Raw genomic sequence first — 26,680 nt, forward strand, 5'->3', positions numbered from 1 at the left:
AAATCGGTCCAGCGGTTGGAAGTGCTCACTCACCAGCGGCTACCAGGCACCGAGTCTGCCCGATCAGCCGACCCGGTAGCTCCCATTAGCGGTAGTGCCCGAACGGATCGCCGCGACGAACTCCGCCTGACTCACCTTCCCATCGCCATCGTGGTCGGCGCCGTCGCGGATCTGCTCCCACCAGGCGGCGTAGGCCCGCTGAAGAGCGGTGTGGTGCGGGGACCGAGGCTCGAGCGCGAAGGCAGCGCACATCTGGTCGGCTTTCGCGGTGAAGTCGGCTACGGTGATGTGGCCATCGCCGTCGGTATCGAGTACGGCGAACGCGCCACTGAGGTTCGCCTCGATCAATTCCTGGGACATGCGTACTCCTCCGCGCGCTACGGGCAAGGAGGCTCGCTCACGAAGCCGGACCGTGCTCCCGCGTCGATCGAGTCCCCGACACCTCATAGCTACTTTGGGTTGTTGATTGAATCCAGAGCGTATTATTCGCTTGCCATCGCTGGACTATCCGCAGGCGATACAGCCGCATGCCCCTGCCCCGCCCTGCAAGGTCGGGCTCGCCTGCCGGCAGGACGGAGCAGCCCGGGAGGAGCTGCCGATCTGCTGCTGGTGCCCTCAGAACGGCGCGTGTCGGAGCTGGAGCTGCTACGTACTGCGCCGACGCGTGCCTCGGACCGGGTGATGGTGGCGGAGCTGCACCGGGTGGCCGAGATCGTCGGCTTGGGCCCCGGGGCCGTGCAGGTGGACCCGGTGTCGGCGGTGAAGCTGTGGCGCCGGCTCGCTACAGGCTGGTCGCGCTGTCTCGACATTTCCGCCTTACCTGACATGCGTGATGGCTGCAGTGATGATCTCTGATGGTTGGTACCGACCTGGGCAGTTATGTGACGTTGAGAGACGACGTCCCGCGTGGCCATCGGTCGTCCGTTGGGCGGCGCACATTCAGGGACGCCGTAGGTTCGCCGTGTCGATGTCCGCTGAGGCGGATCGCCCGCCTGTGCGAATTCTGGTCCCTTATCGCATTTTTCCATGATAAATGAAATGGCCTGTGAGGTTGGTGCGTCGCAACTGCTATATGAGTCGAACTGTCAAGAGTGGTGTCATGGTGGTCATGCGAGGTTAGCGTTCGATGATGTCCTCATCGGCCAATGCGCCTTCCCAGCAGAGTCCCGCCAAAATGTGGGTCCAGACCGGCCCGATCGACATCAATCAGGTCCTCACCACCACCTACGAGCAGGTCCTCCCGTCGGGCCTGACGATCACGATCCCCTTTGCCGGGGTGTGGGAGATCTCCTACCACGCCCGTTCGGTGGTCAATTTGGGCGCCGCCAACACGGACCAGTGGGCCAGCACGGTCCTGTACAACGGGCAGAGCCCCATCGACGGCAGTCAGGCACTGGCTGGTGCCGGTGGTAGCGCGAGTCTGGTGAGCCAGGCCACCGTCGGGCAGACGGTCCTGGTCGCCTTCAGCGGGGGCGAAGTCGTGAGCCTCTACGCGAAGAGGATCGGCAAGGCGAGCAACAACGCCTCCATCCTCGGCTACCCCGACGGGCGCACCACGATCGCAGCACACTGGGTCAGCGCGGTCTGAGCGCGGCGCGCACGCGATCATCACCGGCAAGAAGAAGGCCGTCCCCGTCCGGCGACTGCCCTGCCCTGCCCATGCTCGGCGAGCACGATGCCGACGCAGCGCCAGTCGAGGGCTGTCCCTCACAGCGAAGCCGCGTCTCTGTCCAGGTGGACAGGGTGCGGCTTCATCTCGATGTTCCGGGCGGGGCGGGGCTAATCGACGACGATGTTGAAGGGCGCGTCGGCGAAGCCTCCCGCCGGCGCCGGCCTGGTGGTGATGACGAAGATGTTCCGGGCGGTGTCCCCGCAGCCGTTGTAGGAGGAGATGTAGATGTCGGTGCCGGTGCCGTTCCAGAGCTTGGAGACGACGGGCACGGTCTTGGCGGCGTTGATGTCGGGGTCGAGTTCGATGCAGTACTGACCGGCGTTGATCTTGCGGACGGCGGTGACGCCGGTGGAGCGCTCGACGGTTCCGTCGGCGTTGACCATGGCGGCGGCGCGCGCTCCAGGGGTGTGCGCTCCGCCGATGGCGGCCAGGGCGGGAATGGCCACCCAGAGCGCGGCCCCTGCGGCCAGCGCTGACGCGGTGACTGTGGTGATGAAGGCAGCGGAACGCATGATGTCTCCTGTGTGATCGGTTCGTGCGGAGGACGCCCCCATGCACGATCGGTAGTCGCATGATCACATTGAGCTGAGGTGGGGGCGTGGACCGACACGGGATCTTTCGCCCTGGCCCGCTCCTAAGGAGACCGGCCCGCATAAGAGGTCCCAGGGCGTGTTCTGAGTTCGAATCTCTAGGTGCGCTGGAGGTCCGGTCCGCTCCAGCCGCAACAGCGCCGAGGGTTGTTGTCGGTGGGCCTGACCATACTGATCGCGTGATCAACGATACGTTTGCCTATTATCAGGATCTCCTGGCCGGTGCCCTGGAGCACATTTCGGACGCCCTGACCTGGACCGTGATCCAGCCTATTACCGGCACTCCCACCCTTGCCGAGCTTATGGAGCGCATGGGACTGCAGGAAACCGACCTGGAGCCGGCACGCCCAGTGGACCTGACGGGCGAGTTGGAAGAAGGCATGTTCGTCGGCCGGTCCGGCTCATCTTTCATTGTCTTCGAACCCAACGGCTACCAGACCTCCCTGGCGGAGGTTCTACTCCGCCTCAGTGCGGGGGCTCGGGCATGCAGTGTCTCCTGGGGTGTCACCACTCCTGGTGACCTGCTGTACGCCGTCCATGGCCGGATGGTGACCTCTCTGGCGATCTACTCTTCCGAGTGGCGCTTCGGTGCCCAGCCGTATGCCCTGGACGAGGAGCTGACGGTCCTCGAAAGGGTCGCCGCCCCTGAGCCGGGCCATCCGGATCTCCACACTGCGGCTGCGATGGCCGTGGTGGAGGCGGCTACCGGGGTCCGGCTGGATCTCGACTGGCTCGCCCAGCCGCAGACTCTGGTTCGACGGGAGGCCAAGGTCCCGCGACTCGATCTGCCGACCGGTGGCCTCAGCGAGCTGGATCCCGACCTGGACGCCCGGCTCCGTCTCGCCGACCCTTCGGTTCAGGCCCTCGCTGTTCAGCGGGCGGTGACTGAGGTTCTGACCCAGCATGAGCTGCTGAATGAGCCGAGCGTCCGTGCCGGGCTCGATCTGTTGGCTTCCGGCCAGCTCGCGGCGTACCCCCCGGGGCTCGTGGGGCGCGATTCGCTGACCTACCGGCTGCAGGGGGACTACGAGGCGCGCCGGTTCGAGGTGCCTGGCGACCAGGATCCTCGCCGTGCCCGCTGGCAGGCAGCGCAGGCGCTGGTCAGCGCCTTTGGGGTGTACCTGTACCGGTATGACGTCTTCCAGCCGCTCGTTAGCGTGTACTTTGCGGCCGGTGACCAATGGCCGAGGGTGCGCCGGGCCCTGAAGGGGCTGCTCGGCTGATCATCGCTGTGGATCGCGAAGTGTCACTGGGGTGCGCGGGGTCGCTTCGGACGTCGGATCTTCAGACCGGTTGAAGGCTTCGGATCCACAAGATGGCTCCGCGTTGGCAAAGGCCGGCGAGGTAGCTTTCGGTGGTTTTGTCGAAGCGGAAGGCGAGCCCGCGCCACTCCTTGATCTTGTTGATGCAGCGTTCGACAGTGGTGCGCAGCTTGTAGAGATCTTGATCATGGCCGACTGGGCGGCCGCCGCGAGAGCCGCGTTTCTTGTAGATGCGGCGGATGTTGGCGAGTTGCTGGTCGCGGGGCTGGCCGTGTGCACCGTTTGCGGGTCTACGGTGTCGAGCAGTTCCTCGAACGAGGCGTAGCAGGCGAAATCCGCTTGTGCGGTGTTCAGGCGGTCGGATCGCAATCACGAAGCGGGGGGCGAGCGCGTGCTCCCACTCGGCTTCGGAGGGGAGCCGTAGCGGTGACCTCTCCAGTTCGTCGGACACCTCGTGCGGTGGTAGCGGCGGGCTCGGCGCCTGCGCGACGACCATCGGGCCCACCTCCACATGTGTCAGCGGCCTCATCAGGTCCAGCTCGTCGAGGAGCGTGTAGTCCTCCTCCCACTCCTCGCGCTGTTCGGCGGCGTGGCGGATCTCGGCGTCCTCCGCCCCAAGGCGGTGACGACGGCGTCGGTGATCTGCCCCCGGCGCCGCTCGCCGCCCGCCTCCCACGCCGCCATTGATCTCAGTTCCGGTGCCTCCACGAAGATGGCGCGCTCCCACGCACGTTCGGCGAGGGGGTCCAAGTCCGCGGCGCGGCGTTCCTCCGCGCGTTTGTCCCGCAGGTAGTGGAGCGCCTTTCGGGCGGCGGGGGTCGGGCGCGGATGGGGCGGATGCGGCGTGCCGCGCGACTGCTCCGTGATGAGCGCCTGCATCCCGTCGCTTCCGGGGGCCTGGTTGATCAGCCTCGTACGCGCGGCGGTTACAGCCGGTGTGTCCAGCAGGTCCCGGGTGTCCAGCAGCCGGTCGAAACCCGGATCGAGATCACCGTCGCAGGCCAGGCGGGCCGCCGCGATCGCGAATCCACCGCGCGGTGCTCTCCAGCGTCGCCGACGCCGGATCGCACTCGATGAGCGCGGCACCTTCCAGCTCGTCCTCGGAAGGCGTGCTGCTGTGCGCGGCGAGGATCACCGGTAGCGCACGCTCGTCGAGCGACGAGTCCTCGCACACAGGACCGACACCCGCCGTCCACAGCGACCGTGGATGCGGACAGCAGATGTCGGGTGGTGGTGATGCCCTGTGATCCGCTTCAGCGCGCGTACGGCGACGGCAGGATCCGCCATCACGGCGGCGCGATGGCCCGGACTGCTGGTTCGAACGCGGCCGCTCCCAGCTGCGCCGGGCGGCCCGAAGACGTCCGTGATGGAGTCGTTGCCGTCTTGGTGTCCCACCGATCGTCAGTGCTCACTCGCCGGCCCGGCGCACGGCGTCGGTCTCGTGGCTGATCGCTCGTTAGCGGTCGAGGTAGGCCTGCTCGGCCGCGGTGAGCGCGGCTTGCCGAACGGCCGCTGCCTTGCGCGCGCTCTCCTCGGCCCGCTCGTCGGCGGCCGCCGCCTCGTCGACGTCGACGTCGACGTCGACGTCGGCGTCGGCCTCGGCGTCGGCCTCGGCCTCGTCCTCGTCCTCGGTCTCAGGCAGACGGTCGGTCTGGATCGTGCTGATGGTGGGCAGATGGCTGGTTTGCACGGTGAGCAGCTCGACGAGCCGCTCAACCCCGGGCCGATCTGCTGCTGCAGAGCCTGGGCGCCGCACGGGTCGCCGGAATGAACCGGCGATCCGTCGGCGTTATCGCCTGACTATTGTCTGCTTAGGACCGCACCAGGCGAATTTCACCTTGTACGGCTTGCTCACGCAGGCCCAGAGCTCAATTGTGCCGTGCGGCATGTTGATGGTCTTCTGCTCGATGCAGTCCTGGTTCTTGTAGTAGTTGGCGTACTGGTAGGTGTGGCCCTTGTACCGCACCTTTGCCATCGCGTACCGGTGGTCGGTGCTGCGGTCGCAGATGACGATGGTGTTGTGGTGCTTGGACAATTGGGCCTCGGCCAGCCAGTCCCCGCGGCTGTTCTCGACATGCGCCCCCGGGTAGTCGTCGCGAGCGGTGGCCGACGCGGCGGTCGATCCCATGACAGTGAAGCCCAGTCCGGCAATGGCGGTGATGAGCAGCAATTTTCTCACTTTGCCCCCTGCCTGTGGTGTTTTCCGTAGGAAATGACGATGAGTTCGCCGGCAAAGTTCAGAGAAAACGTGGACCGCTTCAGCCGCCGGGCCGGACCAGGCCGCTTTCGTAGGCCAGAATGACCAGCTGGACGCGGTCGCGTACCGCCACCTTGGCGATGGCCCTGGTGATGTGGGTCTTGGCGGTGAACGGGCTGATCGTGAGGCGTTCGGCGATCTCGTCGTTGGACAGGCCGAGCGCGACGAGCCGCACTACCTCGAGCTCCCTGGAGGTGAGGGCGGTCAGCCGCTGCCGGGCGACGGGGGCCGGCCCCTGCCGGTGGGCGAACTGCTCCACCACCCGGCGGGTGACCCCGGGCGACAGCAGCGCGTCCCCGGCCGCGACGGCGGCGACCGCGCGGCGCAGTTCCCTCGGCTCGACCTCTTTGGTGAGGAAGCCGCTGGCTCCGGCGCACAGCGCGTCGAAGACGTGCTCGTCGGTGTCGAACGTGGTCAGGATGATCACACGGCAACCGGTGCCGGAGACGATGTGGCGCGTGGCGGTGATGCCGTCCATCCCGGGCATCCGGATGTCCATGAGGACGACGTCGGGACGCGTGCCGGCGGCCAGCCGCACGGCCTCGTCGCCCGTGGCCGCCTCGCCGACGACGGCGACGTCCCGGGAGCGGGCCAGCAGGCTGCGGAAGCCCGCCCGTACCAGTGCCTGGTCGTCGGCGAGGAGCACTTTGATCGTCATACGGGCGAGCCTGCCACAGGGATCTCGGCCCGGACCGAGAAGGCGCCCGGCACCGGTTCCACGGTGAGCGCGCCCCCGAGCGCGCCCACCCGCTCCCGCATGCCGGCCAGGCCGTGCCTCTCGACGATCTCGCCGCACCCCCGGCCGTCGTCCGTGACCTCGACGACGACCGAGCGCGGCCCGCAGTCGATCGTGACCCGCGCCTTGGCCGCTCCCGAATGCTTCAGCGTGTTGGTGAGGGCCTCCTGGACGATCCGGTAGACGGCCACGGCCGGCGCGGCGGGGACGGCCGAGGGGTCGCCGCGCTCGTCGAGGGTCACCCGCAGGCCGGCGGCGCGGGCGTCCGTGACGAGCGTGCCGACGGCGGCGAGATCGGGTTGAGGGGCGGCGCCGTCGGTCCGGTCGCGCAGGACGCCGATGAGAGACGCGAGGTCGGCCATCGCGCGGTTCCTGACGTCCTTGGCCACGCAAAGCGCGGCGGCGGCCTCGGCGGGGTCCTCCTCGAGGGCGTCGGCGGCGACGTTCAGCTGGACGCCGACGACCGCCAGGGTGTGGGCGACGATGTCGTGCACCTCGCGCGCGACCTGGAGCCGTTCCTCGGCGGCCCGGGCGCGGCTGTCGCTCTCGCGCAACTGCCCACGCCATCGCATGACGGCGGCGCACACCAGCCCCGCGCCGATGAGCATGGCCAGCAGCAGCCCCTCCCCGGCGATGTGGAGGACGAAGCGGCCCACGTTCCGCTGCAGGACCCACCAGAAGTCGGCGGCCGCGTAGCCGAGCTGGGCGACGCCGACGAGCGCCACCCACCGTACGCGCGGCGTACAGGCCGCGCTGAAGTAGGCGGCCGAGGCCGGCCATATCCAGCCGCCCTGGAAGTGGCTGTTCAAGCGGTAGAGGAAGATCGCGGCGATGGACAGGAGCAGGACGGTCATCGGCAGGTGGCGCCTGAACAGCAGGAGCCCGCCGAGGAACAGCGCGAGGGGGATCAGCCCCCGCCACGGTGACTCGTGGACCTCGGCCGCCATGACACCGGTGACGACGCCGACGACGGTGATGAGGGCCAGCGCCAGATCGAGCAGTCTGGCGGAGCGGCGGACCGGAGCAGGCGCGCGCTGCGGGAAGGGAACGGCCATATCGGACCTTTTCTTCGGGGCGATGGCGCAAGGGTAGACGCGACGGCACGGGCGCAGACGGTGCAGGGCCAGGTGGCGCGCACGAGCCACACCAGCCGGTGCGGCGCGTGCGCGTCCGGATCAGACGTGGGTGACCAGTCAGACGTGGGTTACCAGGAGGGTCACACCCACCTCGCCGCCGCAGTCGACGAAAACGGGGCCGACACCGTTGCCGATCCTGGGGTCGAGACTCGCCTTGGCCACGAACGCCTTGGGGTTGTCGTCGATGATGCGGACGTTCCGCAGCGACGGCTTCCCGGTCATCCCGGAGAGGACGGCCTTGAGCTTCTCGCCTCCGCCGCAGTTGCCGGTGATCGTCACCTCTTCGCCCCGCTTGGTGGTGGGGTTCGGGCCGACCTGGACCACCGCCCTGGCGCCCTTCGGCGGTTTGGGCGCGGCCGTCGCGACGGTGGCCGTGCCCGCCTGGGCGCCGGCGGCGCCCAGGCCGAGCAGTCCGGCCGTCAAGCTCACTCCGACGATCGCAGTGATCAACCTCTTCTTCATGCGGACTCCCTTTCGAGTGGTCGTGGTGCGACGCTAGGCGGGGCCGCGCCGGGTCCGCGTCGTACGTGGCTCGTCACTCGCACCTGCACCTGGCGGGCTACGCCCTACACCGAAAGCAGTACGGCTGATCAGCGCGCCACGAGGTAGCGGAGGTAGACGACTTTTGAGCTGCAGGTGCGGGTCTCGACGAGTTCGAGATCCACCCGGCGCTCGTGCTGGGGGAAGAGCGGAATGCCGCCGCCGACCAGCACGGGGTAGGCCCTGGTCCGGTACTCGCCGATCAAGGCGCAGAGAATCGGCGGGTAAACGGCGGTCCAAAGCCGCGAGTCGGGTCGATCTCGATCGCTGCCGGACACGTACAACGTCTGGAGAGCCCGTGTCCGCACGGGGCGGCAGCGACCGCCGACCTATGGAGCCCGCGTGAGCAGCAAGCCAGTCGCGTTCATCCCGCTTGTTCTGACGATGGCGACGGGCTTGACGTTCGAGTCGCCCGGTTCGGCCATGGCGATGTCGCGATGGCCCGTCGAACTCGTCCAGCCTCGTGCGGACCCCTATCCACCCGTTCCCGATCCGATCCGCAAGATCATCGAAGATCTCAAGAGGATCCGCCGGGACCTCGACAGGCTGCAGGGCGACATCCAGGAACTGATCCGCGATCTGCGGAGGTTGTTTCCCCATCTGCCCTTGGCTTCGACCGCGGAGGATGTCTCCGCGGAGGTCTCCAAGCTCATGTCCTCGATCGACGGTGCCGACCCGGCCGGCCTTCGTACGGAGGCGCCCATGATCGCCGCCGACGCGGCCCGGATCGCCGTCAACGCCGAACGACTGGCGGCGCGAGCCCAACGCACGCGTACGAGCGCGAAGGTGACGGAACGATCGAATCACATCGCCGCCACCGCGAGGCGGATCAGGGACACCGCCGGGAGAATGACGGCCAAGGCCGAGCACTGATCGGAGGGAGAGGCCGATCGCCTCGGACGTCTCCCGATCCCGGAGGGCCGGGACCGTGGTGGTCAGCGCGGGCAACCCATCGCGGAATAACGCTCGATGGGGCAAATATCCGTCACGCTGGAGGACGTTTCCACTCGAGGTGATTGGCCTGATATAGCCTGTCTGACGACTGGGGTGGACAGTTCGCCGGGGGCGGAGAAGGAATGGCGAAGAATCTCGTGGCACGAGCGCGGGATGTCCGACTGTTAAGGAGCTTATCCCCGGCCTCCTGGGCACGGCGAAACGGCGATGCCACATTGCCGGCGCCACGCCTTGCCCTGAAGGTCACCGCTGGAGTACTTGTTGGATTCGCGCTGAATGCGATCTTGAATACGCTCAATGGCATCGGCCGGGAATCAGCAGAAATTCCGGGTGTTCTGGCTTTCGGCGCCTGCATGGCGGCGGCGATCGGGCTGCAGATCGCCCATTCTTTCGGGCGGCCGGGGCACTGGCCGCTCGGCCGCCGGATCGCCTCGGTGACGGCGCTGGCGGCCCTCGTGCTGGCTCCGGCCCTGTGGATCGGTCCGCAGGCCGCCGCCGTGGTCCCGCTCCTGCCGGCGTCCATTCTCCTTGTCGTCCCCGCCCCCTATGGGTGGGTGCTGTACGGACTGACATGCGTCGTCAATCCCGTGCTGTACTTCGCGCAAGGGCTCGGCGCGGTCAATATCGTCTTCGTATTCGTGTTCACCCTCGTGCAGGGGCTTGTTTTCTACGGCCTCAGTTTCCTGGCAGAGCTCGCGCAGGAGCTGGAGCGCGGTCGCGGCTCGTTGCGGCGGATCGCCGCGGCCGGCGAGCGGGTGCGCATCGCCAGAGACCTGCATGACGTGGTGGGACACGATCTGCTGGCGTTCACGCTGAAGAACGAGCTGGCCCACCGCCTGCTGCCGGGTGCGCCCGGGCGGGCCGAAGAGGTGATGTCGGAGGCCCTGTGGATCGCCCGACGGGCGACCGCCGCGCTGCGGATGATCCCGACGGGCTGCCAGAAGCTGTCGCTGGCCGGAGAGGTCAGGTCGATCGAGTCCACACTGTCGGTGGCGCAGATCGAGGTTCGCATGAACGTCTCGAGTCACGGCCTTACCGAGGCGGTCGATTCGGTGCTGGCCATCGTGCTGCGAGAGGCGATCACCAACGTGTTACGCCACAGCAAGGCGCGGCAGTGCGAGGTCGAAGGCGGCGTGCGCGACGGTCTCGCGTGGTTGAGCGTGGCGAACGACGGGGCCGACGACGGCACCAGCGACGACGGCACCAGCGACGACGGCACCAGCGATGACGGCACCAGCGACGACGGCACCAGCGACGACGGCACCAGCGACGACGGCACCAGCGACGACGGCACCAGCGACGACAGCGCCGGGTATGAGAGGGCCGGTCATGAGAGGGCCGGTCATGAGAGGGCCGGTCATGACCGGGCCGCTTCCAAGGTGATCTCTTCGGACGGCAGCGGACTGGACAACCTGTCCTCGCGGCTGGCCACGGTCGGCGGACGGCTCACTGTGACCCGGGAGGACGGTTGGTTCCGTCTCGTCGCCGAGATCCGGCTGTCCGACGTGCCGGCCGGGCCGTCGGCACCCCCCGCCGACCCCTGGAAACCCGCGGATCTCCTCCGGCGGACCGCTGTCCGATGGGCGCCCGGAACCGCCAATCTCCTGACATTGGCGGTTTTACTTGGCTATATCCCAATTCTGATCACGAACATTCTCTGGCGGAACCCCGCGGGCTTCACGGTGGATGTCGGGATCTGCCTCACCGTTCTCCTGCTCACCCAGTTCGCGCACTCGTTCCTCGGCCCCCGCGTATGGCCGGCGCCCGTCCGCGCGGCCACGCTGACGGTCCAGGCGGTGGCGTCGTTCCTCCCCGTGCTGTGGGTGGGCGCGCTGTGGGGCTCGATGGGTGGCTTCCTCGCCGGGTCGATCCCGCTGGTACTGCGGGCGCGCTGGCGCTGGGTGCTGTACACGGCCGTTGGGGGAGTCGTCCTGGTCCTCGCGGTGGCCGGCGGGGACGACACGGCGCTGCTGGGTTACCTGGTGATCTCGACCCTGCAGACCGGGCTGGTGATCTATGGGCTGACGTCGCTGTCGGCGCTGGTCGCCGAGCTCCACACGACCAGGAAGGAGATCGTACGGCTCGCCGTGGAGCAGGAACGGCTGGACGTGGCCCGCAAGGTGAACGAGCTGCTGGACCGCGACCTGTCCACGATCATGTGGAACTGCGGCGTGGCCCGCGGGCTCACGCTGACCGCGCCGGAACGCGCGAAGGAGCACATCATGGAGGTCCTGGTGGCGGTGCGCCGCCTGGTGGCCGAGGTACGTTCCACGGCGAGCGGCTACCGCCACGTGTCGCTGGCGGCCGAGGTCGAGTCGACCCGTGCGGCGCTGTCGGCGGCGGGGATCGAGGCTCAGGTGGACATCGCCTCCGGCCGGCTCGCGGAGGAGTCGGACGTGGTGCTGGCCATGGTGCTCCGCAACGCGATCACCGACACGGTGCGGCGGAGCGGCGTGCGCCGCTGCGTCATCACGGTCACCCAGGAGAACGGCCCCACGAACGGCCCCACGAACGGCCCCACGAACGGCCCCACGAACGGCCCCACGAACGGCCCTCACAACGGCTACGTACGGCTGCGCGTCTCGCACGACCGGGCCCCCGCCACCGCCCCCGAGGACGGCCGTCTGAAAGCACGCATCTCGCGCCATCGCACTACCCTGTCCGAGAGTGACGAGGAAAGGCTGGAGCATGTCCGGGCGCGCCTGGATGCCGTCAACGGCAGCCTGCGGATGGAGACGACGGAGGGCTGGTTCCATCTCACGGCCGAGCTGCCGTCGGGTGCCACGCCGGAGCCGGCACCCGAATGAGCTGCGCATGAGCCGGCACCCGTCACGGCGGGACGTGACAGCGCACGACCAGGGCGGCAGGCACATGAGCCAGCCGGCCCGCGATGACGGCCGGATCGATGGGTGGTGCACATGCTGAAGCTGCTTCTCGCCGAGGACGTGCGGATCGTGCGGGGAGCCCTGGTGGCGCTCCTGGAGATCGAACACGACCTCACCGTCGTGGCCGAGGTGGAGAGCGGTGACCGGATCGTTCCCGTCGCGCTCGAGAAACGCCCCGACGTGGCGATCATCGACATCGATCTGCCGGTGATGGACGGCCTCAGCGCGGCGCAGGAGCTCCACCGGAGGCTGCCGACCTGCCGCAGCCTGATCCTGACCGGGCTCGGCCGGCCGGGCATGCTCCGGCGGGCGCTGGCCGCGTCGGTGTCCGGGTTCCTCCTCAAGGACACGCCCGCGGACCGGCTGGCCACGGCCGTCAGAGAGGTCGCCGCCGGCGGCCGGGTCATCGACCCGCAGTTGGCCCTGACCGCCTGGGACGTGGGCGAGAATCCGCTGACCCAGCGCGAGATCCAGGTATTACGACTTGCCGCGAAAGGCGCGGAGCCGCCGGAGATAGCGGCCAGCCTCCACGTGTCACCCGGGACCGTACGCAACTACCTGTCGAAGATCGTGGTCAAGCTCAACGCCCGCAACCGGGTGGACGCCATCCGCATCGCCACCGAAGCCGGCTGGTGCTGACCGGGCTCGCAGGAGATGCGCCGTTCGCGGTGCTTGGACCATGGAGGCATCGACGGACCGAGTCATGAGCCCGCCGAGTGGCGACGCGCCTGGCGTCGCCCGGCCACCACTCACAGTGGAGCTCTTCCGCGCGTGACCCGCCGCCCGCAGGAAAGGCCGAGAGGCCCGTCACCGCGTCACGGGAGGGGCCTCTCGGCGTGAACCGCGCCTCGGTCAGAGGCGTTCTTTCAGATGCACGTCGACATGGTCGCCCGCCTGCTTCTTCAGCTTGGTGAAGAGGCGCTTGTTGATGGGCAGCCGGTGCGTGCCGTCACCCCAGGGCAGGAACGCCGTCTGGAATTCGTGCCCGTCCATGGTGCCGGCCACCTTGACCGATCTGCGGGTGCCGAACACCTCGACGGACTCGGGCCACGTGATGAACGTCCACCCGTCCGACTGCTGGATCGGCACCGTGAACGTCAGGTCGACGCCGGCCATCTCCCACTCCTTTCTCTGCTTGGTGCCGGCCGGTCAGCCGGCCTGCTCCACCGACTCCGCCACCGGGTCCCTCAGCTCGGTGGCCACGCGCTCCAGGAGCGCGAAGATGAGCACCCCGCCCAGGACCATGAGAACGGCTCCGGCACGCAGCGCGGTGCTGTAGCCCGCCGTGGTGGCGATCTCCGCCGCGACACCCCGCTGGATCTGCTCGCCGGCGCCGCGCAGCGCGAGCGTCACCAGGGCGGCCAGGCCGAGTGCGCTGCCGACCTGCAGCGCGGTGTTCTGCACGCCGGAGGCCAGACCGGAGTCCTGTGCGGTCACCCCGTGCAGTGCCGCGTTCGTCGCGGCCGGCATGGACAGGCCCGCGAACAGGCCGAAGACCGCCATGCCCGGCAGGATCCCGCCGACGTACGTGCTCTCGACGGTGATCATGCTCGTGAGGGCGAGCCCCACGCCCGCTCCGATGTAGCCCACCCCGGCCACGGCCTTGACGCCGACGCGCGGGACGAACGCGGTGCCCAGGCCGATCCCGACGCCGATCCCGATGCCGAGGGGGAGCCAGGCGAGGCCGGTCTGCAGCGGCGAGTAGTCCAGGATGTGCTGCTCGAACAGGGTCATCATGAAGGTGTAGGAGATGAACGCCGCCATGAAGAGCAGCGCCACGCCGTTGATGACGGTCCTGGTCCGGTTGGCGAAGAAGCTCAGCGGGATGAGCGGGTCCGTCGCACGCCGTTCGACGATGAGCATGGTCAGGATCAGGCCGGCCCCGACGGCCAGCGGCAGCACGACGGGCGCGGAGCCCCACGGGCTCTCGGCCGCCTTCAGCAGGCCGTAGACGATGGCGAACAGGCCCGCGGTGGACGTGACCGCGCCGGCCAGGTCCAGCTTGGCGTTCTTGGCGCGCACCATCCGGCTCTCGGAGACCATGCGGGGCAGGAGCACGAGGACGGCGAGGGCGATCGGCAGGTTGACGAAGAAGATCCAGCGCCACGACACCACGTCGGTGAGCACGCCGGAGATCACGTAACCCGAGGTCCCCGCCAGGGCGATGATGCCGCCCCACGCTCCCAGCGCCTTCGTGCGCTCCTGCGGATCGGTGAACAGCAGGGCGATCATGCCCAGCGAGGCCGGGGCGGCGATCGACTCGGCGATGCCCTGCCCGATCCTGCCCACGATCATCATGGGCTGGGACACGGCCGCGCCGCACAGGGCCGAGGAGAGCGCGAACAGTCCCACGCCGATCAGCAGCAGCCGCCTGCGGCCGTAGATGTCGGCCGACCGGCCGCCGAACAGCAGCAGCCCGCCGGACATCAGCACGTATCCGTTGACCACCCAGGCCAGCCCGGACTCCGAGAAGCCGAGCGAGTCCTGGATGTGGGGCAGGGCCACGTTCACGACGGTCATATCCAGCAAAATCATGAATTGTAAGGCGCAGAGCAGGACGAGTGCCCGCCATCGCCGCGGATCCGCGTGCTGCTGGGGTTCCTCGCTCGCCGGGGCCTCACCGGTATGCACATCGGCCATGATCATCTCCTTTCGGTGTTCATGGTCGCTTCGAAAAAATCCATTCGCACGCTGTCACAGTATGGAAATCGATGCGCCGCGTAATGTAGTGATACGCGCACGATGTCGGTGTGAATTTTTCACCAATACGACAAGCGAGGACGTATTCCGTACTCAGTAATTCGGCGGGCTTGTGCAATTCGCCGGTAGCCCCCAAAGGCGCCGCTCGATGGCGATCGGCCGAGCGGCTGTTCGGCGAGCGGGTGACGCATCGGGTGAGCGCTCCGAGCGGCGCGGGACCCCGTAATCGGGTTGCGGGCGGCGGCCTGATCCTTTTGCCTGGGCGGCGTGACCATGCCGAACACGGGCGCCGCCCCGCCGATCGATTCGTACTTCGTCTGCGCAACCCCGCGTACCGGAAGCTCGCTCCTCCTCGGCCTGCTGGAATCCACCAGGGTCGCCGGTCGTCCGCAGGCGTACTTCCGCGAGCCGGACGAGCCACTGTGGGCCGAGCGATGGGGGCTTCGCAGCGCCGCCGGTTACGACGACTACGTGCGGGCGGCGCTCGCTGCGGGGCGGACGGCGAACGGCGTGTTCGGCGCGAAGCTCATGTGGGGCACGCTGGACCACGTGGTCGCCAAGCTCGGCGCGGTCCACCCCGATCTCGCCGGGCGGGACGTGGCGCTGCTGGAACGCGCCTTCGGCCGTACGGGATTCGTGTACCTGCGGCGCGACGACGTCCTGGCGCAGGCGGTGTCGTGGCTGCGCGCCGAGCAGACCGGCACCTGGTACGTCGGCGGCAACGGCGAGATCGGCGGCGCCACGAGGAGCGGACGGGAGCCCGGCTACGACGCGGACGGCATCCGGGCCCTGGTCGAGGAGATCAGGGAGCACAACGCGGCCTGGGAGGAGTGGTTCGCGTCGCAGGGCGTGCGGCCGTACCCGGTGCGGTACGAGGACCTCGAGGCCGACCTGGCGGGCGTCACGCGCCGGATCCTCGGCTTCCTCGGGCTCGACCTGCCCGAAGGGCAGACGATCGAGCCCCGGCACCGCCGCCAGTCCGACGGGCTCAACGCCGCCTGGATCGAGCGCTACCGCCGGGAATCGGACTGAACCCCTGACGTCACGGCAAGATGTCGGTCGAGTTCAGAAACTTTTCGGCAATTTACCGCTCGATGCCGCGCGAATCTCTTGGTGACGTCGGCAAACATAGCGCCGCACCCCTCTTGACACGCCGAAACCCTGACCCATAAGTTGCCGCAATATTAACGGGAATTTGTTGAAAGTTTCGGTGTGATGTCGGCGAGCAGCCGAAAGGATGGCATGAGGGGCCAGGTACCAATCGACAAGTGGCGGGACACGCGGCTGTCTCCCGCCGAGCGGGCCGAGGCGCTCATCCCGCTCATGACGCTGGAAGAGAAGATCGCCCAGCTCGTCGGCGTCTGGGTCGGCGCGGATGCCTCAGGGGGAGGCGTCGCCCCGCACCAGGCCGACATGGCGGGCGTGGAGTGGAGCGACGTCATCGCCCACGGGCTCGGCCAGCTGACCCGTCCGTTCGGGACCGCGCCGGTCGATCCGGTCGCGGGCGCCCGCTCGCTGGCCGCGTCGCAGGCGCAGATCATGGCGGCGAGCAGGTTCGGGATCCCGGCCCAGGTCCACGAGGAGTGCCTGACCGGCTTCGCCGCCTGGCGGGCGACCGTGTACCCGGCGCCGCTGAGCTGGGGCGCGTCCTTCGACCCCGAGCTGGTCGAGGAGATGGCCGGGCGGATCGGCCGCTCCATGCGGGCCGCCGGGATCCACCAGGGCCTGGCCCCGGTCCTCGACGTGACCCGCGACTACCGCTGGGGCCGCACCGAGGAGACGATCGGCGAGGACCCCTACCTGGTCGGAACCGTCGGAGCGGCCTACGTGCGCGGGCTCGAGGGCGCGGGGATCGTCGCCACGCTGAAGCACTTCGCCGGCTACTCCGCCTCCCGGGGCGGCCGCAACCTCGCGCCCGCGCACATGGGGCGCAGGGAGCTGGCCGACGTGATCCTGCCGCCGTTCGAGATGGCCCTGCGCCTGGGTAGCCCCCGCTCGGTGATGCACTCGTACGCCGAGATCGACGGCGTGCCCGCGGCGGCCGACGAGGCCCTGCTGACCGGGCTGCTGCGGGACGAGTGGGGATTCGCGGGCACGGTGGTCGCCGACTACTTCGGGATCCGCTTCCTGCAGAAGCTGCACGGCGTCGCGGCGGACGGGGCGGAGGCGGCCGCCCTGGCCCTGCGGGCCGGGGTCGACGTCGAGCTGCCCACGGTCGACACCTTCGGCGCCCCCCTGATCGACGCGGTCAAGGCGGGGCAGGTCGACGAGGCGCTCATCGACCGCGCCCTGCGCCGGGTGCTGACGCAGAAGGCCGAGCTCGGCCTGCTCGACGAGGACTGGCGGCCGCTGCCCGGCGAGCCCGAGGACGTGCGCCTCGACGAGGAGGAGAGCCGGGAGCTCGCCCTGCGCCTGGCGCGCGAGTCCGTCGTCCTGCTGCGCAACACCGGCGACCTCCTGCCGCTCGCCCCGGGCCGGCGGGTGGCCCTCGTGGGCCCGGTGGCCGACGACCCGATGGCCATGCTCGGCTGCTACGCCTTCCCCGCGCACGTGGGCCCCCATCCGGAGCTCGGGCTCGGGCTCGACATCCCCTCGCTGCGCGAGGCGCTCGGCACGCTGATCCCCGATCTGACGTACGAGCCGGGCTGCGCCATCACCGGCGACGACACCTCCGGCATCGCGGCCGCCGTCGCAGCCGCCGAGCGGAGCGACGTGTGCGTGCTCGCCGTCGGCGACCGGGCGGGGCTGTTCGGGCGCGGCACCTCCGGCGAGGGGTGCGACGCCACCGACCTGCGCCTGCCGGGCGTGCAGTCCGAGCTGGTCAGGGCCGTGCTCGCGACCGGCACCCCGGTGGTCCTGGTGCTGCTGGCCGGGCGGCCGTACGCGCTCGGGCCGGAGTTCGACGCGGCCGCGGCCGTTGTCCTCGGCTTCTTCCCGGGCCAGCGGGGCGGCCAGGCGCTGGCGGAGGTGCTCACCGGCGCGGTGAACCCGTCCGGGCGCCTGCCGGTCAGCGTGCCGCGCGACGCCGGCGGCCTGCCGGCGACGTACCTGTCGCCGCCGCTCGGACGCCGCACCGAGGTGTCGTCGGTGGACACGACGCCCGCCTTCCCGTTCGGGCACGGGCTGAGCTACACCACCTTCGAGTGGGAGCCTTGCGACACCGGCGCCGCCGACTGGCCGGTGGACGGCGAGGTCACCGTCGCGATCACGGTCCGCAACAGCGGGTCGCGCTCCGGCGCGGAGGTCGTGCAGCTGTACCTGCACGACCCGGTCGCGCAGACGACCAGGCCGGTGGTGCGGCTGGTCGGCTATGCCCGCGTCCCGCTGGAGGCCGGTCAGGCCACGCGCGTGTCGTTCACGGTCCCGGCGGACGTCGCCTCGTTCACCGGGGTACGCGGCCGGCGCATCGTCGAGCCCGGCGACGTCGAGCTCCGCTTCGGGCGCTCCAGCGGGCAGGCGGAAGCGGTCGTGCCGCTGCGCCTGACCGGCGCCGAGCGCGAGGTCGGCCACGACAGGCATCTTCTGGCCACGGCTCACATAACGCGCGAGGGGGAGTGATGAGTACGACCCTGGACGACCCGCCCCAGGACGCGCGGCGGGCGCGGCCGGCGCCCAGCCGGCGCAGGCAGGCGAAACCGGGCACGTGGCGGCAGGCGATCCGCCGCGACTGGCAGCTGTACTCGCTGGCGATCCTGCCGCTGCTCTTCTTCGCGATCTTCCGGTACGCCCCCATGATCGGCAACGTCATCGCCTTCCGGAAGTTCGAGCCCGGCGGCAGCATCTTCGGCGAGTCCTGGGTGGGCCTGCGGTACGTGAAGATGTTCCTCAACGACCCGTCGTTCTGGAGCGTGTTCACCAACACGCTCGTCCTCGGCGCGCTGACCCTGCTGTTCTGCTTCCCGCTGCCGATCGTGCTGGCGCTGCTGCTCAACGAGGTACGCAGCCGGCGCGTCAAGCGGTTCCTGCAGTCGGTGTCGTACCTGCCGCACTTCCTGTCCATGGTCATCGTGGCCGCCATGGTCATGCAGATGCTGGCCATCGACGGGCCGATCAACCAGATCGTGAAGGCGTTCGGCGGGGAGGCCACCCCGTTCATCCAGAAGCCGGAGTGGTTCCGCACGATCTTCGTCTCGTCGGAGGTCTGGCAGACCGTCGGCTGGGGCACCATCCTCTACCTGGCCGCGCTGACCACCATCGACGAGCAGCTCTACGAGGCGGCCCGGATGGACGGCGCCGGCCGGTGGCGTCAGGTCTGGCACGTCACGCTGCCGGGTATCCGGCCCACGGCGATCACGCTGCTGATCCTCAACATCGGCACGTTCATGGCCACGGGCTTCGAGAAGGTCCTGCTGCTGTACAACCCGCTGACCTATCCGACCGCCGACGTCATCTCCACCTACCTGTACCGCATGGGCGTGGAGTCCAGCAGCATGAGCTACGCCGCCGCCATCGGCCTGTTCGAGGCGCTGATCGGCGTGGTGCTGATCCTGTCGGCCAACCTGATCTCCCGTCGCGCAGTTGGGACGAGCCTGTGGTGACGATCGACAAGAGCCGTGGCTACCGCGTCTTCCAAGGGATCAACGCCGTCATCCTGGCCGGCGTCGTGATCGTGACGCTGTACCCCTTCGTCAACATCATCGCCCGCTCGTTCAGCGAAGAGCGCTACATCGTCGCCGGGCAGGTCAACCTCATACCGCGCGGGTTCAACCTCACGACCTACAAGATCGTGGTGTCGGACCCGATGTTCTGGACGAACTACGGCAACACCGTGGTCTACACCGTCGTCGCCACGGCCATCGCCATGGTGCTGACGACGTGTTACGCGTACGTGCTGTCCAAGCCACACCTCAAGGGCCGCACGTTCCTGATCTGGATCGCCGTCTTCACCATGATCTTCTCCGGCGGCCTGATCCCGCAGTACGTGCTGGTCAACAGCCTCGGGCTGACGAACTCCATCTGGGCGATCGTCCTGCCCAACGCCATCAGCGTCTTCAACCTCCTGGTCATGAAGGCGTTCTTCGAAGGGCTGCCGCAGGACCTGGAGGAGGCCGCCGCCATCGACGGCCTCAACACCTACGGCGTCCTGTGGCGGATCGTGCTGCCGCTGTCGAAGGCGGTCATCGCCACGATGGTGCTCTTCTACGCCGTCTCGTTCTGGAACTCGTGGTTCACCGCGTTCCTCTACCTGAGCAAGACCGAGTTGTTCCCGGTGACCATCTATCTGCGCAACCTCATCGCAGGGGCCACCGGAGCGGAGTCCGCCGGGGCCTCGCTCTCGGACGTGTCGCAGGCCGCGTCCAACATCCAGTCGGTGACGATCATGCTCACCGTCCTTCCCATCCTGGCGGTCTACCCCTTCGTGCAGAGGTACTTCGTCTCGGGCGTCATGCTCGGCGCGGTCAAGGGATAACCATTGTCCATCCGAAAGGAACCCCCCATGCAGCACATCTCCCGGCGCCAGGCACTCATCGGGCTGGGTGCGCTCACCTTCGCCGTCGCCGGCTGCGGCGAGGACGAGGCCCCGAAGAAGGCCGCCGACGTGTCGGCGAACAAGGCGGGCGCGATGGCGAACTACGGCGTCAACCAGCAGTTCAAGGCCACCGAGCCGATCTCGTTCGACGTGCTCTACAACAACCACCCGTTCTACCCGGACAAGAGCGACTGGCTGTTCTGGCAGGAGCTGACCAAGCGGACCAACGTGACGCTCAAGCCGATGGAGGTGCCGCTCAGCGACTACGACAAGAAGCGCGGCCTGCTGGTGGGCTCCGGCCAGGCACCGCTCATCATCCCGAAGACCTACCACCCGGCCGAGGAGGCGTTCGTCTCCTCCGGCGCCATCCTGCCGGTCAGCGACTACTTCGACCTGATGCCCAACTTCAAGGACAAGGTCGCCAAGTGGAACATGCAACCGGAGCTGGACACGCTGCGCCAGGCCGACGGCCGTATCTACCTGCTGCCGGGGCTGCACGAGGAGGTCTGGGTCGACTACTCGCTGGCGGTGCGGACCGACATCCTGGAGAAGCACAAGCTGGAGGTCCCGAAGACCTGGGATGATCTCTACACCGTGCTCAAGGCGCTGAAGAGGGAGTACCCGGACCTCTACCCGATGACCGACCGGTTCGGCGTCCCCACGCCCGGCGGCAACCTGTTCAAGCTCGTCGCCCAGGCCTACGGCACCAAGGGCGGCTGGGAGTACCAGCACGCGACCTTCGACACCGCCAGCGGCAAGTTCGTCTACACGGGCGCGATGCCGCAGTACAAGCAGATGCTGGAGTACCTGGCCAAGCTGGTGAAGGAGAAGCTGCTCGACCCGGAGAGCTTCACCCAGCAGGACGAGCAGGCCAAGCAGAAGTTCAACTCCGGCAAGTCGTTCGTGATCAGCGCGAACGCGCAGTCGATCGTCAACGACTACCGGCCGTCGCTGACCAAGCTCGTCCCCGGCGCGAAGGTCGCCAAGATCCCGGTGCCCATGGGCCCGGTCGGCGAGTACAAGATCGGCACCCGGCTCGAGAACGGAGTCATGATCTCCAAGAAGGCGCTGGAGAACAAGAACTTCGTCGCCATGATGCAGTTCATCGACTGGCTCTGGTACTCCGACCAGGGCGAGGAGTTCGCCAAGTGGGGCGTCGAGGGCACGACGTACACCAAGGACGCCTCCGGCAAGTACCAGCTCGCCAAGGACGTCGACTTCGTCGGCCTCAACCCCGGGGCGCCCAAGCACCTGCAGAAGGACTTCGGCTTCTCCAACGGCGTGTTCGCCTACGGCGGCACCACCAAGCTGCTCAACTCCACCTTCTCCGAGGAGGAGGTGGCGTTCCAGGACGTGATGAATGCGCGCAAGCCGTACCCGATCGAGCCGCCGCACCCGTTCGACGACGAGGAGCGCGAGCAGGCCACGCTGTGGGAGACGCCGCTGAAGGACTACGTCACCCAGCAGACGCTCAAGTTCGTCCTCGGCGAGCGCGACCTCAGCGAGTGGGACGCCTACGTCAAGGAGCTGGAGGGCAAGAACATGACCTCCTACATCAACCTCGTCAACACCGCCTACGAGCGGTTCAAGAAGGACCACGGCTGATGCGGGTGCCCTCGGAGGCCTCGGGGCGGCTGTCCGACGCCTGGCGCTTCTGCGTCGGCACCGGCCGCTTCGAGCCGGCGCTGCGCCGCGACGGGGTGGGCGTCCACCAGCCGTACGAGTACGCGGGCGCGCGGCACGTGCGCCACTCGTTCGCGTACGTGGACCAGGTGATCGACGCCTACCTCGAGCTCGGGATCAAGAAGTCAACCCTGCTCGGCCTGTGAGAGGAGACCCGATGAGCGAGGTGACCACTGAGACCGGGCGGCGGTTCGGCGAGGGGCCGCTCTCACGCGCCGCCACGCTGGTCTACAACCTGCTGGTGGTCGAGGGCATGTTCCTGCTCGCGAGCGCGCCCGGCCTGCTCGCGCTCACCCTGCTCGGTGGCGACGCGAGCAACGTGCCGCTGGTGGCCGCCTGCGCGCTGCCGCTCGGCCCCGCGCTGTCCGCCGCTCTCTACGCGCTGCGCCACCGCAGCAGGGACATGACCGACCTCCACCCGGCGGCGGCGTACTGGCGCGGCTACAAGGCCAACGTGCGCGGAGTGCTGAAGGTCTGGGTGCCCTGGCTGGCCGGGCTGGCCGTCATCGGGACGAACCTGGCGAACTTCGCCGTCGCCGGCGTTCCCGGCTGGTGGGCGGCGCTGCTGGTGCTCGTCGCGGTGGCGGCGCTGCTGTGGGTCGCCAACGCCCTCGTGATCACGTCGCTGTTCGAGTTCCGGGCGGTGGACGTGGCGCGGCTGGCCTCGTACTTCCTCATGCGCCATCCGAAGGCGACGCTCGGCAACGCGTCCCTGCTGGTCGTGGCGGGCGGGCTCACGGCGGTCGGCACCGAGCTGGTGCCGGCGCTGCTGGCCTCGGCGTTCGCGGCGGCGCTCCTGTGGAACAGCCGCCCGATGATCGCCGAGGTCCGGGAGCGCTTCACCGCCTAGCCGGGTTCCGGCCTCTTCTGTCCCGGATTTCCCAGGGGCAACAGATGGTTGTACTTTTCGGACGGTGAGCCCTTTACGTGTCCGATCGCTCGCGGCCGTCGCACTGGTCGCCGCGAGCCTCCTCGTAGCGGCTCCGGCCGATGCGGCGTCCACTCCCTCCGCGGAGGTGCTCTTCGACGGAGGCAACGAGGCCTACGTCAACGGCACCTACCGGGTCGACTACCACTCCTTCCGCGCGCCGGCCGTGATCCGTACCAAGGGGAACACGGTCATCGCCTTCGCCGAAGGCCGGGTCGGCGACAACGACGACTACGGCAACATCGACCTCATCTACAAGACCTCCAGAGACTCCGGCAAACCCGGCACCTGGTCCGGGATCAAGGCGGTGGCCACCGGGTGGCCGGACGCCGTCGGCAACCCCACCGCGGTCTTCGACGGACAGACCGTCTACCTGTTCTTCAACCGGATGGCGGCCAGCTGGAAGAGCGTCGGCGACTTCGACAGCTGGGACGACCGCGAGGTGTGGGTGGCCTCGTCAGCCACCGACGCCAACGGCCTGCCCATGGGCGGCTGGACCCTCACCGAGAAGACCGACACGCTCAAACCGCACAAGGACCCGAGCGATCCGCTGAACAGGAGATGGTTCAACGACTCGATCGGCCCCGGCGCCGGCATCAAGATGACCGACGGGACCCTGGTCATCCCGGCCAAGTGGCGCAACATCTACAAGCGGCCAGGGGATACTGACTGGCACTACCAGGAGTTGACGAACACCGACGTCACCAAGACCGACGAGGCCACGATCCTGCAGCGGTTCCGCGGCGACCTCTATCGCAACGATCGTGCCAGGTTCGCCAATGCCGGAGATCCGCCGCTGCTCAAGCGGCTGGTCGCCACCGGCACCCTCGACGGCGGCTTCTCCGGCTACGCCGATCACCTGGAGCCGGGAGGCCGGGTCCTGCCCGATCCCGACTGCCAGGCCTCGACGCTGCGCTTCGCCGGGTCGCCGAACCGGATCCTGTTCCTCGGCCCCCACCCGGGCGGCGACTCCCGAAGCCGGACCCCCATGCGCGTCTGGATGAGCTACGACGACGGCGTGGGCTGGCCGTACACCCGCCTGCTCGGAGACTTTCCCGCTCCCCGGCCGAAGGGACGGGACGGCAGGCCGAACGTGAACGGCGTCGAAGGGGGCTACTCCAGCATGCTGCAGACCGCCGACAATCAGGTCGGCGCGGCCATCGAGTGGGGCGAGCAGAACAGCTCGGGCAGCGACAAGAACATGAGCATCATCTTCCGCCGCTTCCACCCCACCTGGATCGCCAACGGCCGCCCAGAACCTCCGCCGGGATAGCTGTCACCACTAGGGGATGCGCCGGCCGTGGGCGTCGGGCACGCCTGACTTGCGGAAGAAGTAGGCATTGATCTGGTCGCGCCACTCCTCGGCGCAGCGGAGCTGCTCGTCGAGGAGTTCGCGCACCCTGGCGTGCACGTCGGAGTCCACCGCGCCGGTTCCGGCGAGCTTCTCCCAGAGCAGCCGCGTCTCGGCGACCTCCTCGGCCCCCGCGAAGTGGGTGTCGTAGATGTGCTGGATCACCGTCGAGCCGCTCTGCAGCACGTGCCCGTACGGGACGTGGTGGAAGAAGAGCAGCAGCTCGTCGGGGCAGCGCTCGAGCGACTCGTAGATGTCCGACCAGGGCTGCGGGTACTGGCCGGTGAAGCCGGTGCCGGTGGCGCGCGTGCGGTCCACGCCCACGCCGTCGCGGTCGGCGAAGTGGTACGTGCCCCACGGCGTGTACTCGTACCCGTCCACGTCGGGGCCGTAGTGGTGGCCGGGACGCACCATGAACCCGACGCCGAGCGGCGCGGTGTAGCGCTCGTACGTGCGCCACGAGTCGTCCATCACGGCGTGCAGGGTGCGCCGCAGCGGCTCGCCGGGCCGCGCGAACGTGAGGTCGATCCACTCGTCGAGGATGGCGGCCGGGTCGAGGGCCGGGTCCCAGGCGAGGCGGCCGAACGCGTACAGGTTGGCCTGCGCGAGCGGGTGGCCGGTCCAGTAGCGGTCGGCGCCCACGTTGGAGACCGCGACCAGGTCGCCCGCCTCGGCGACGTTCTCGAATCCGAGGACCTCGCTCCACATCGGGGCCAGGTAGCAGACGTGCCGCTGCTGGCCGGTGTACTCCTGCGTCACCTGCAGCTCCACCGCCAGGCGCGTGCCCCGCATCCGCAGGATCACCGGGGAGACCGGCTCGCGCGGCTGGAAGTCCATGGGGCCGTGCTTGACCTGCAGGATCGCGTTGTCCTGGAACCGGCCGTCGAGCGGGGCGAAGTGGTCGTAGGCCGCGCGGGCGCGGTCGGTCGAGCGGTCGCGCCAGTCCTGCCGGTGGTTGTAGACGAAGGCGCGCCAGTGAACGACCCCGCCGAACGGGGCCAGGGCGTCGGCGAGCATGTTGGCGCCGTCGGCATGGGTGCGTCCGTACGCGAAGGGGCCCGGCTGCCCCTCCGAGTCGGCTTTCACGACATATCCCCCGAAGTCGGGAATTGTCGCGTAGACGTGCTCGGTGGCCTCCGCCCACCACCTGCGGACGTCCGCGTCGAGCGGGTCGGCGCTGGACAGAGCGCCGAGCGCGATGGGGGAGGCGAAGTTGACGGACAGGTGCACGCGGATCCCGTACGGGCGGAATGCGGCCGCGAGGGCGGCCACCTCGCCGAGCCGGTCGGTCAGCAGGTGGGCCTCGGTGGCGTGCACGTTCACGTTGTTGATCGCGACCGCGTTGATCCCGCACGCGGCCAGCAGCCGCGCGTAGGCCCGCACCCTGGTCAGGTCCGCGCGCAGGGCGCCGTCCGCCCAGAAGATCGACCCGCCCGCGTAGCCGCGCTCGACCTGGCCCATCACCGGGTGCACGTCGATGTTGTCCCAGTGGTCGAGCATGCGCCGCCGCATCGCGGGCCGGTGGTGCTCGACCGGCCGCTCGCCCTCGAACGCCGCCTCGCCCAGCCGTACGACGTGGAAGAACCCGTAGAGCAGCCCGGCGGGATCGCCACCGGCCACGGTCGTGACGCCGTCCCGCCGCGAGATCGCGTACCCGTCCGCGCCCTCGGCCTCGGACAGGGTCAGCACGAGGTCGGACGGTCCCGCGTCGGTGAGGCCTCCGCCGTACCGGGCGCCGGCCTGCGCGACCTCCTGCCGCAGGGTCTCGGCGAGCGGCCCGTCCGCCCGCACGAGCGTGCGGCGGGAACCGATCGCCCTGAACGCCTCGGGCGGCAGCCACGCGGGATGGACGTCGGCCAGGTGGGGAATGCTCACGGGGCTCCTTCGGTACGGCGGCACCGAGGGATGAATCTATCGAAAAGCCCCACTCTGCGAGTGGTCAGGGGCCCACATCCGCCCCCGGATAAAATGGGTACGTCGGTGAAGAGCGCGAGTCGCCCGTCGGGCTGGGCCCCGGGCGGGCCGATCGATCTGGAGGGGTGCCGCCATGGCCGCGCAGATCGCCTGTCGCCGCATCTACGAGGAGAGCTCACCACGGGACGGCAAGCGGGTGCTCGTCGACCGGGTCTGGCCGCGGGGTATGCGCAAGGAGGACGCTCACCTGGACGAATGGCTGCGTGACGTCGCCCCGTCCACCGAACTGCGCAAGTGGTACGGCCACGAGCCGAGCCGCTTCGCCGAGTTCCGCCGCCGCTACCTCGCCGAGCTGGGGGACGCCGGACATCGTGAGGCGGCCCAACATCTGCGCGACCTCGCCGCCCATGACGATCTCACCCTGCTGACCGCCACCAAGGACGTGGACCACAGCCAGGCGGCCGTGCTCGCCGAGTGGCTGACCGGCCGCGGAAGATAGGCGGCCGCCCGCCCCCGGGGGCGGGCGGGCGGCCGGGCGGCGGGCGGTGTACGGGGGGGCCCCCGGGGCCCCGCCGGGGGCCGGCCAGCCGGCCCCCGCCGCC

27 protein-coding genes and 1 pseudogene are annotated in these 26,680 nt (G+C 69.0%); 15 read left to right on the plus strand and 13 right to left on the minus strand.

Annotated elements, in window-relative coordinates:
- Nucleotides 1-63: 63 nt before the first annotated feature.
- Nucleotides 64-360 (minus strand): EF-hand domain-containing protein, encoded by a 297-nt coding sequence (locus tag AB0H84_RS52765; protein WP_357622183.1) that lies wholly within the window; start codon nucleotides 358-360, stop codon nucleotides 64-66.
- 267 nt (nucleotides 361-627) lie between these two features.
- Here AB0H84_RS52765 and AB0H84_RS52770 point away from each other — a divergent pair, with 267 nt between their 5' ends.
- Complete coding sequence (locus tag AB0H84_RS52770) at nucleotides 628-855, plus strand: hypothetical protein (protein ID WP_357622185.1); 228 nt, start codon at nucleotides 628-630, stop codon at nucleotides 853-855.
- A 319-nt stretch (nucleotides 856-1,174) separates the two neighbouring features.
- Nucleotides 1,175-1,588, plus strand: coding sequence for a hypothetical protein (locus AB0H84_RS52775; RefSeq protein ID WP_357622186.1), 414 nt, complete (start codon nucleotides 1,175-1,177; stop codon nucleotides 1,586-1,588).
- Nucleotides 1,589-1,779: 191 nt separating this feature from the next.
- Here the strand turns inward: AB0H84_RS52775 and AB0H84_RS52780 are convergent, their stop codons facing one another.
- Entirely contained in the window at nucleotides 1,780-2,184 is a 405-nt protein-coding gene (locus tag AB0H84_RS52780; RefSeq protein WP_357622188.1) for a hypothetical protein, read from the minus strand.
- 257 nt (nucleotides 2,185-2,441) lie between these two features.
- On the opposite strand from AB0H84_RS52780, the gene AB0H84_RS52785 reads away from it, so the two are divergent.
- Nucleotides 2,442-3,485 carry a DUF6461 domain-containing protein gene (locus AB0H84_RS52785; protein WP_357622191.1) on the plus strand — a complete coding sequence of 348 codons (1,044 nt, stop codon included), beginning with the start codon at nucleotides 2,442-2,444 and terminating at the stop codon, nucleotides 3,483-3,485.
- Between the two features lie 61 nt (nucleotides 3,486-3,546).
- Here the strand turns inward: AB0H84_RS52785 and AB0H84_RS52790 are convergent.
- The 8 genes and pseudogenes from AB0H84_RS52790 to AB0H84_RS52825 all read right to left on the minus strand — a co-directional run.
- Nucleotides 3,547-3,705, minus strand: a pseudogene (locus AB0H84_RS52790) (IS5/IS1182 family transposase); the annotation flags it as partial.
- Nucleotides 3,706-4,052: 347 nt separating this feature from the next.
- Complete coding sequence (locus AB0H84_RS52795; protein ID WP_357622193.1) at nucleotides 4,053-4,610, minus strand: hypothetical protein; 558 nt, start codon at nucleotides 4,608-4,610, stop codon at nucleotides 4,053-4,055.
- A gap of 370 nt (nucleotides 4,611-4,980) precedes the next feature.
- Nucleotides 4,981-5,214 (minus strand): hypothetical protein, encoded by a 234-nt coding sequence (locus AB0H84_RS52800; RefSeq protein WP_357622196.1) that lies wholly within the window; start codon nucleotides 5,212-5,214, stop codon nucleotides 4,981-4,983.
- Between the two features lie 99 nt (nucleotides 5,215-5,313).
- Complete coding sequence (locus AB0H84_RS52805) at nucleotides 5,314-5,694, minus strand: hypothetical protein (protein ID WP_357622199.1); 381 nt, start codon at nucleotides 5,692-5,694, stop codon at nucleotides 5,314-5,316.
- 88 nt (nucleotides 5,695-5,782) lie between these two features.
- Nucleotides 5,783-6,439 carry a response regulator transcription factor gene (locus tag AB0H84_RS52810; RefSeq protein WP_357622201.1) on the minus strand — a complete coding sequence of 219 codons (657 nt, stop codon included), beginning with the start codon at nucleotides 6,437-6,439 and terminating at the stop codon, nucleotides 5,783-5,785.
- The gene (locus tag AB0H84_RS52815; RefSeq protein ID WP_357622204.1) at nucleotides 6,436-7,572 is read right to left on the minus strand and encodes a histidine kinase; all 1,137 of its coding nucleotides are present in this window, start codon (nucleotides 7,570-7,572) and stop codon (nucleotides 6,436-6,438) included. The genes AB0H84_RS52810 and AB0H84_RS52815 overlap by 4 nt, the downstream gene beginning before the upstream one ends.
- A 138-nt stretch (nucleotides 7,573-7,710) precedes the next feature.
- Nucleotides 7,711-8,115: a hypothetical protein gene (locus AB0H84_RS52820; protein WP_357622207.1), complete on the minus strand. Its 405-nt coding sequence runs from the start codon at nucleotides 8,113-8,115 to the stop codon at nucleotides 7,711-7,713.
- A 128-nt stretch (nucleotides 8,116-8,243) separates the two neighbouring features.
- The gene (locus AB0H84_RS52825; protein WP_357622209.1) at nucleotides 8,244-8,399 is read right to left on the minus strand and encodes a hypothetical protein; all 156 of its coding nucleotides are present in this window, start codon (nucleotides 8,397-8,399) and stop codon (nucleotides 8,244-8,246) included.
- A 136-nt stretch (nucleotides 8,400-8,535) separates the two neighbouring features.
- Between AB0H84_RS52825 and AB0H84_RS52830 the strand changes: the two genes are divergently transcribed.
- The 3 genes from AB0H84_RS52830 to AB0H84_RS52840 all read left to right on the plus strand — a co-directional run bounded on the left by AB0H84_RS52830 (nucleotide 8,536) and on the right by AB0H84_RS52840 (nucleotide 12,671).
- Entirely contained in the window at nucleotides 8,536-9,066 is a 531-nt protein-coding gene (locus AB0H84_RS52830) for a hypothetical protein (RefSeq protein ID WP_357622212.1), read from the plus strand.
- 365 nt (nucleotides 9,067-9,431) lie between these two features.
- Complete coding sequence (locus AB0H84_RS52835; RefSeq protein ID WP_357622215.1) at nucleotides 9,432-11,954, plus strand: histidine kinase; 2,523 nt, start codon at nucleotides 9,432-9,434, stop codon at nucleotides 11,952-11,954.
- Nucleotides 11,955-12,065: 111 nt separating this feature from the next.
- Entirely contained in the window at nucleotides 12,066-12,671 is a 606-nt protein-coding gene (locus AB0H84_RS52840) for a response regulator transcription factor (RefSeq protein WP_357622217.1), read from the plus strand.
- A 213-nt stretch (nucleotides 12,672-12,884) separates the two neighbouring features.
- On the opposite strand, the gene AB0H84_RS52845 is transcribed toward AB0H84_RS52840, so the two are convergent.
- Together AB0H84_RS52845 and AB0H84_RS52850 are read right to left on the minus strand one after the other, a co-directional pair.
- Nucleotides 12,885-13,148: a DUF1905 domain-containing protein gene (locus AB0H84_RS52845; RefSeq protein ID WP_357622219.1), complete on the minus strand. Its 264-nt coding sequence runs from the start codon at nucleotides 13,146-13,148 to the stop codon at nucleotides 12,885-12,887.
- 33 nt (nucleotides 13,149-13,181) lie between these two features.
- Nucleotides 13,182-14,672, minus strand: coding sequence for an MFS transporter (locus AB0H84_RS52850; protein WP_357622221.1), 1,491 nt, complete (start codon nucleotides 14,670-14,672; stop codon nucleotides 13,182-13,184).
- Between the two features lie 333 nt (nucleotides 14,673-15,005).
- Here AB0H84_RS52850 and AB0H84_RS52855 point away from each other — a divergent pair, with 333 nt between their 5' ends.
- The 8 genes from AB0H84_RS52855 to AB0H84_RS52890 all read left to right on the plus strand — a co-directional run bounded on the left by AB0H84_RS52855 (nucleotide 15,006) and on the right by AB0H84_RS52890 (nucleotide 24,086).
- The gene (locus tag AB0H84_RS52855; protein WP_357622248.1) at nucleotides 15,006-15,764 is read left to right on the plus strand and encodes a Stf0 family sulfotransferase; all 759 of its coding nucleotides are present in this window, start codon (nucleotides 15,006-15,008) and stop codon (nucleotides 15,762-15,764) included.
- Between the two features lie 210 nt (nucleotides 15,765-15,974).
- Complete coding sequence (locus AB0H84_RS52860) at nucleotides 15,975-18,290, plus strand: glycoside hydrolase family 3 N-terminal domain-containing protein (RefSeq protein WP_357622223.1); 2,316 nt, start codon at nucleotides 15,975-15,977, stop codon at nucleotides 18,288-18,290.
- On the plus strand, nucleotides 18,290-19,270 hold the full coding sequence (locus AB0H84_RS52865) for an ABC transporter permease subunit (protein ID WP_357622226.1): 981 nt from the start codon (nucleotides 18,290-18,292) through the stop codon (nucleotides 19,268-19,270). Before AB0H84_RS52860 ends, AB0H84_RS52865 begins: the two co-directional genes overlap by 1 nt.
- On the plus strand, nucleotides 19,267-20,142 hold the full coding sequence (locus AB0H84_RS52870) for a carbohydrate ABC transporter permease (RefSeq protein ID WP_357622229.1): 876 nt from the start codon (nucleotides 19,267-19,269) through the stop codon (nucleotides 20,140-20,142). Before AB0H84_RS52865 ends, AB0H84_RS52870 begins: the two co-directional genes overlap by 4 nt.
- 27 nt (nucleotides 20,143-20,169) lie before the next feature.
- Nucleotides 20,170-21,807, plus strand: a complete 1,638-nt coding sequence (locus AB0H84_RS52875) for an extracellular solute-binding protein (protein ID WP_357622232.1) — start codon at nucleotides 20,170-20,172, stop codon at nucleotides 21,805-21,807.
- A complete protein-coding gene (locus AB0H84_RS52880; RefSeq protein ID WP_357622234.1) occupies nucleotides 21,807-22,031 on the plus strand; it encodes a hypothetical protein in 225 nt (74 codons plus the stop codon). The genes AB0H84_RS52875 and AB0H84_RS52880 overlap by 1 nt, the downstream gene beginning before the upstream one ends.
- 11 nt (nucleotides 22,032-22,042) lie before the next feature.
- Nucleotides 22,043-22,735: a hypothetical protein gene (locus tag AB0H84_RS52885; protein ID WP_357622237.1), complete on the plus strand. Its 693-nt coding sequence runs from the start codon at nucleotides 22,043-22,045 to the stop codon at nucleotides 22,733-22,735.
- A gap of 64 nt (nucleotides 22,736-22,799) precedes the next feature.
- Nucleotides 22,800-24,086, plus strand: coding sequence for a sialidase family protein (locus AB0H84_RS52890; RefSeq protein WP_357622240.1), 1,287 nt, complete (start codon nucleotides 22,800-22,802; stop codon nucleotides 24,084-24,086).
- Nucleotides 24,087-24,095: 9 nt separating this feature from the next.
- Here AB0H84_RS52890 and AB0H84_RS52895 read toward each other — a convergent pair whose 3' ends face one another.
- Entirely contained in the window at nucleotides 24,096-26,039 is a 1,944-nt protein-coding gene (locus AB0H84_RS52895) for an alpha-glucuronidase (RefSeq protein WP_357622242.1), read from the minus strand.
- 172 nt (nucleotides 26,040-26,211) lie between these two features.
- Between AB0H84_RS52895 and AB0H84_RS52900 the strand changes: the two genes are divergently transcribed.
- Nucleotides 26,212-26,577, plus strand: coding sequence for a DUF488 domain-containing protein (locus tag AB0H84_RS52900; protein WP_357622245.1), 366 nt, complete (start codon nucleotides 26,212-26,214; stop codon nucleotides 26,575-26,577).
- Nucleotides 26,578-26,680 lie beyond the last annotated feature (103 nt).

Origin of the sequence: Nonomuraea sp. NPDC050786 (assembly GCF_040654115.1) — a bacterium.
Lineage (GTDB): Bacteria > Actinomycetota > Actinomycetes > Streptosporangiales > Streptosporangiaceae > Nonomuraea.

Bases quoted from the DNA above. Each gene is read 5' to 3' on its own strand.
- AB0H84_RS52765 (WP_357622183.1), bottom strand. From the start codon at position 360: ATGTCCCAGGAATTGATCGAGGCGAACCTCAGTGGCGCGTTCGCCGTA.
- AB0H84_RS52775 (WP_357622186.1), top strand. From the start codon at position 1,175: ATGTGGGTCCAGACCGGCCCGATCGACATCAATCAGGTCCTCACCACC.
- AB0H84_RS52780 (WP_357622188.1), bottom strand. From the start codon at position 2,184: ATGCGTTCCGCTGCCTTCATCACCACAGTCACCGCGTCAGCGCTGGCC.
- AB0H84_RS52810 (WP_357622201.1), bottom strand. From the start codon at position 6,439: ATGACGATCAAAGTGCTCCTCGCCGACGACCAGGCACTGGTACGGGCG.
- AB0H84_RS52815 (WP_357622204.1), bottom strand. From the start codon at position 7,572: ATGGCCGTTCCCTTCCCGCAGCGCGCGCCTGCTCCGGTCCGCCGCTCC.
- AB0H84_RS52820 (WP_357622207.1), bottom strand. From the start codon at position 8,115: ATGAAGAAGAGGTTGATCACTGCGATCGTCGGAGTGAGCTTGACGGCC.
- AB0H84_RS52840 (WP_357622217.1), top strand. From the start codon at position 12,066: ATGCTGAAGCTGCTTCTCGCCGAGGACGTGCGGATCGTGCGGGGAGCC.
- AB0H84_RS52845 (WP_357622219.1), bottom strand. From the start codon at position 13,148: ATGGCCGGCGTCGACCTGACGTTCACGGTGCCGATCCAGCAGTCGGAC.
- AB0H84_RS52850 (WP_357622221.1), bottom strand. From the start codon at position 14,672: ATGGCCGATGTGCATACCGGTGAGGCCCCGGCGAGCGAGGAACCCCAG.
- AB0H84_RS52855 (WP_357622248.1), top strand. From the start codon at position 15,006: ATGCCGAACACGGGCGCCGCCCCGCCGATCGATTCGTACTTCGTCTGC.
- AB0H84_RS52860 (WP_357622223.1), top strand. From the start codon at position 15,975: ATGAGGGGCCAGGTACCAATCGACAAGTGGCGGGACACGCGGCTGTCT.
- AB0H84_RS52865 (WP_357622226.1), top strand. From the start codon at position 18,290: ATGAGTACGACCCTGGACGACCCGCCCCAGGACGCGCGGCGGGCGCGG.
- AB0H84_RS52875 (WP_357622232.1), top strand. From the start codon at position 20,170: ATGCAGCACATCTCCCGGCGCCAGGCACTCATCGGGCTGGGTGCGCTC.
- AB0H84_RS52880 (WP_357622234.1), top strand. From the start codon at position 21,807: ATGCGGGTGCCCTCGGAGGCCTCGGGGCGGCTGTCCGACGCCTGGCGC.
- AB0H84_RS52885 (WP_357622237.1), top strand. From the start codon at position 22,043: ATGAGCGAGGTGACCACTGAGACCGGGCGGCGGTTCGGCGAGGGGCCG.
- AB0H84_RS52900 (WP_357622245.1), top strand. From the start codon at position 26,212: ATGGCCGCGCAGATCGCCTGTCGCCGCATCTACGAGGAGAGCTCACCA.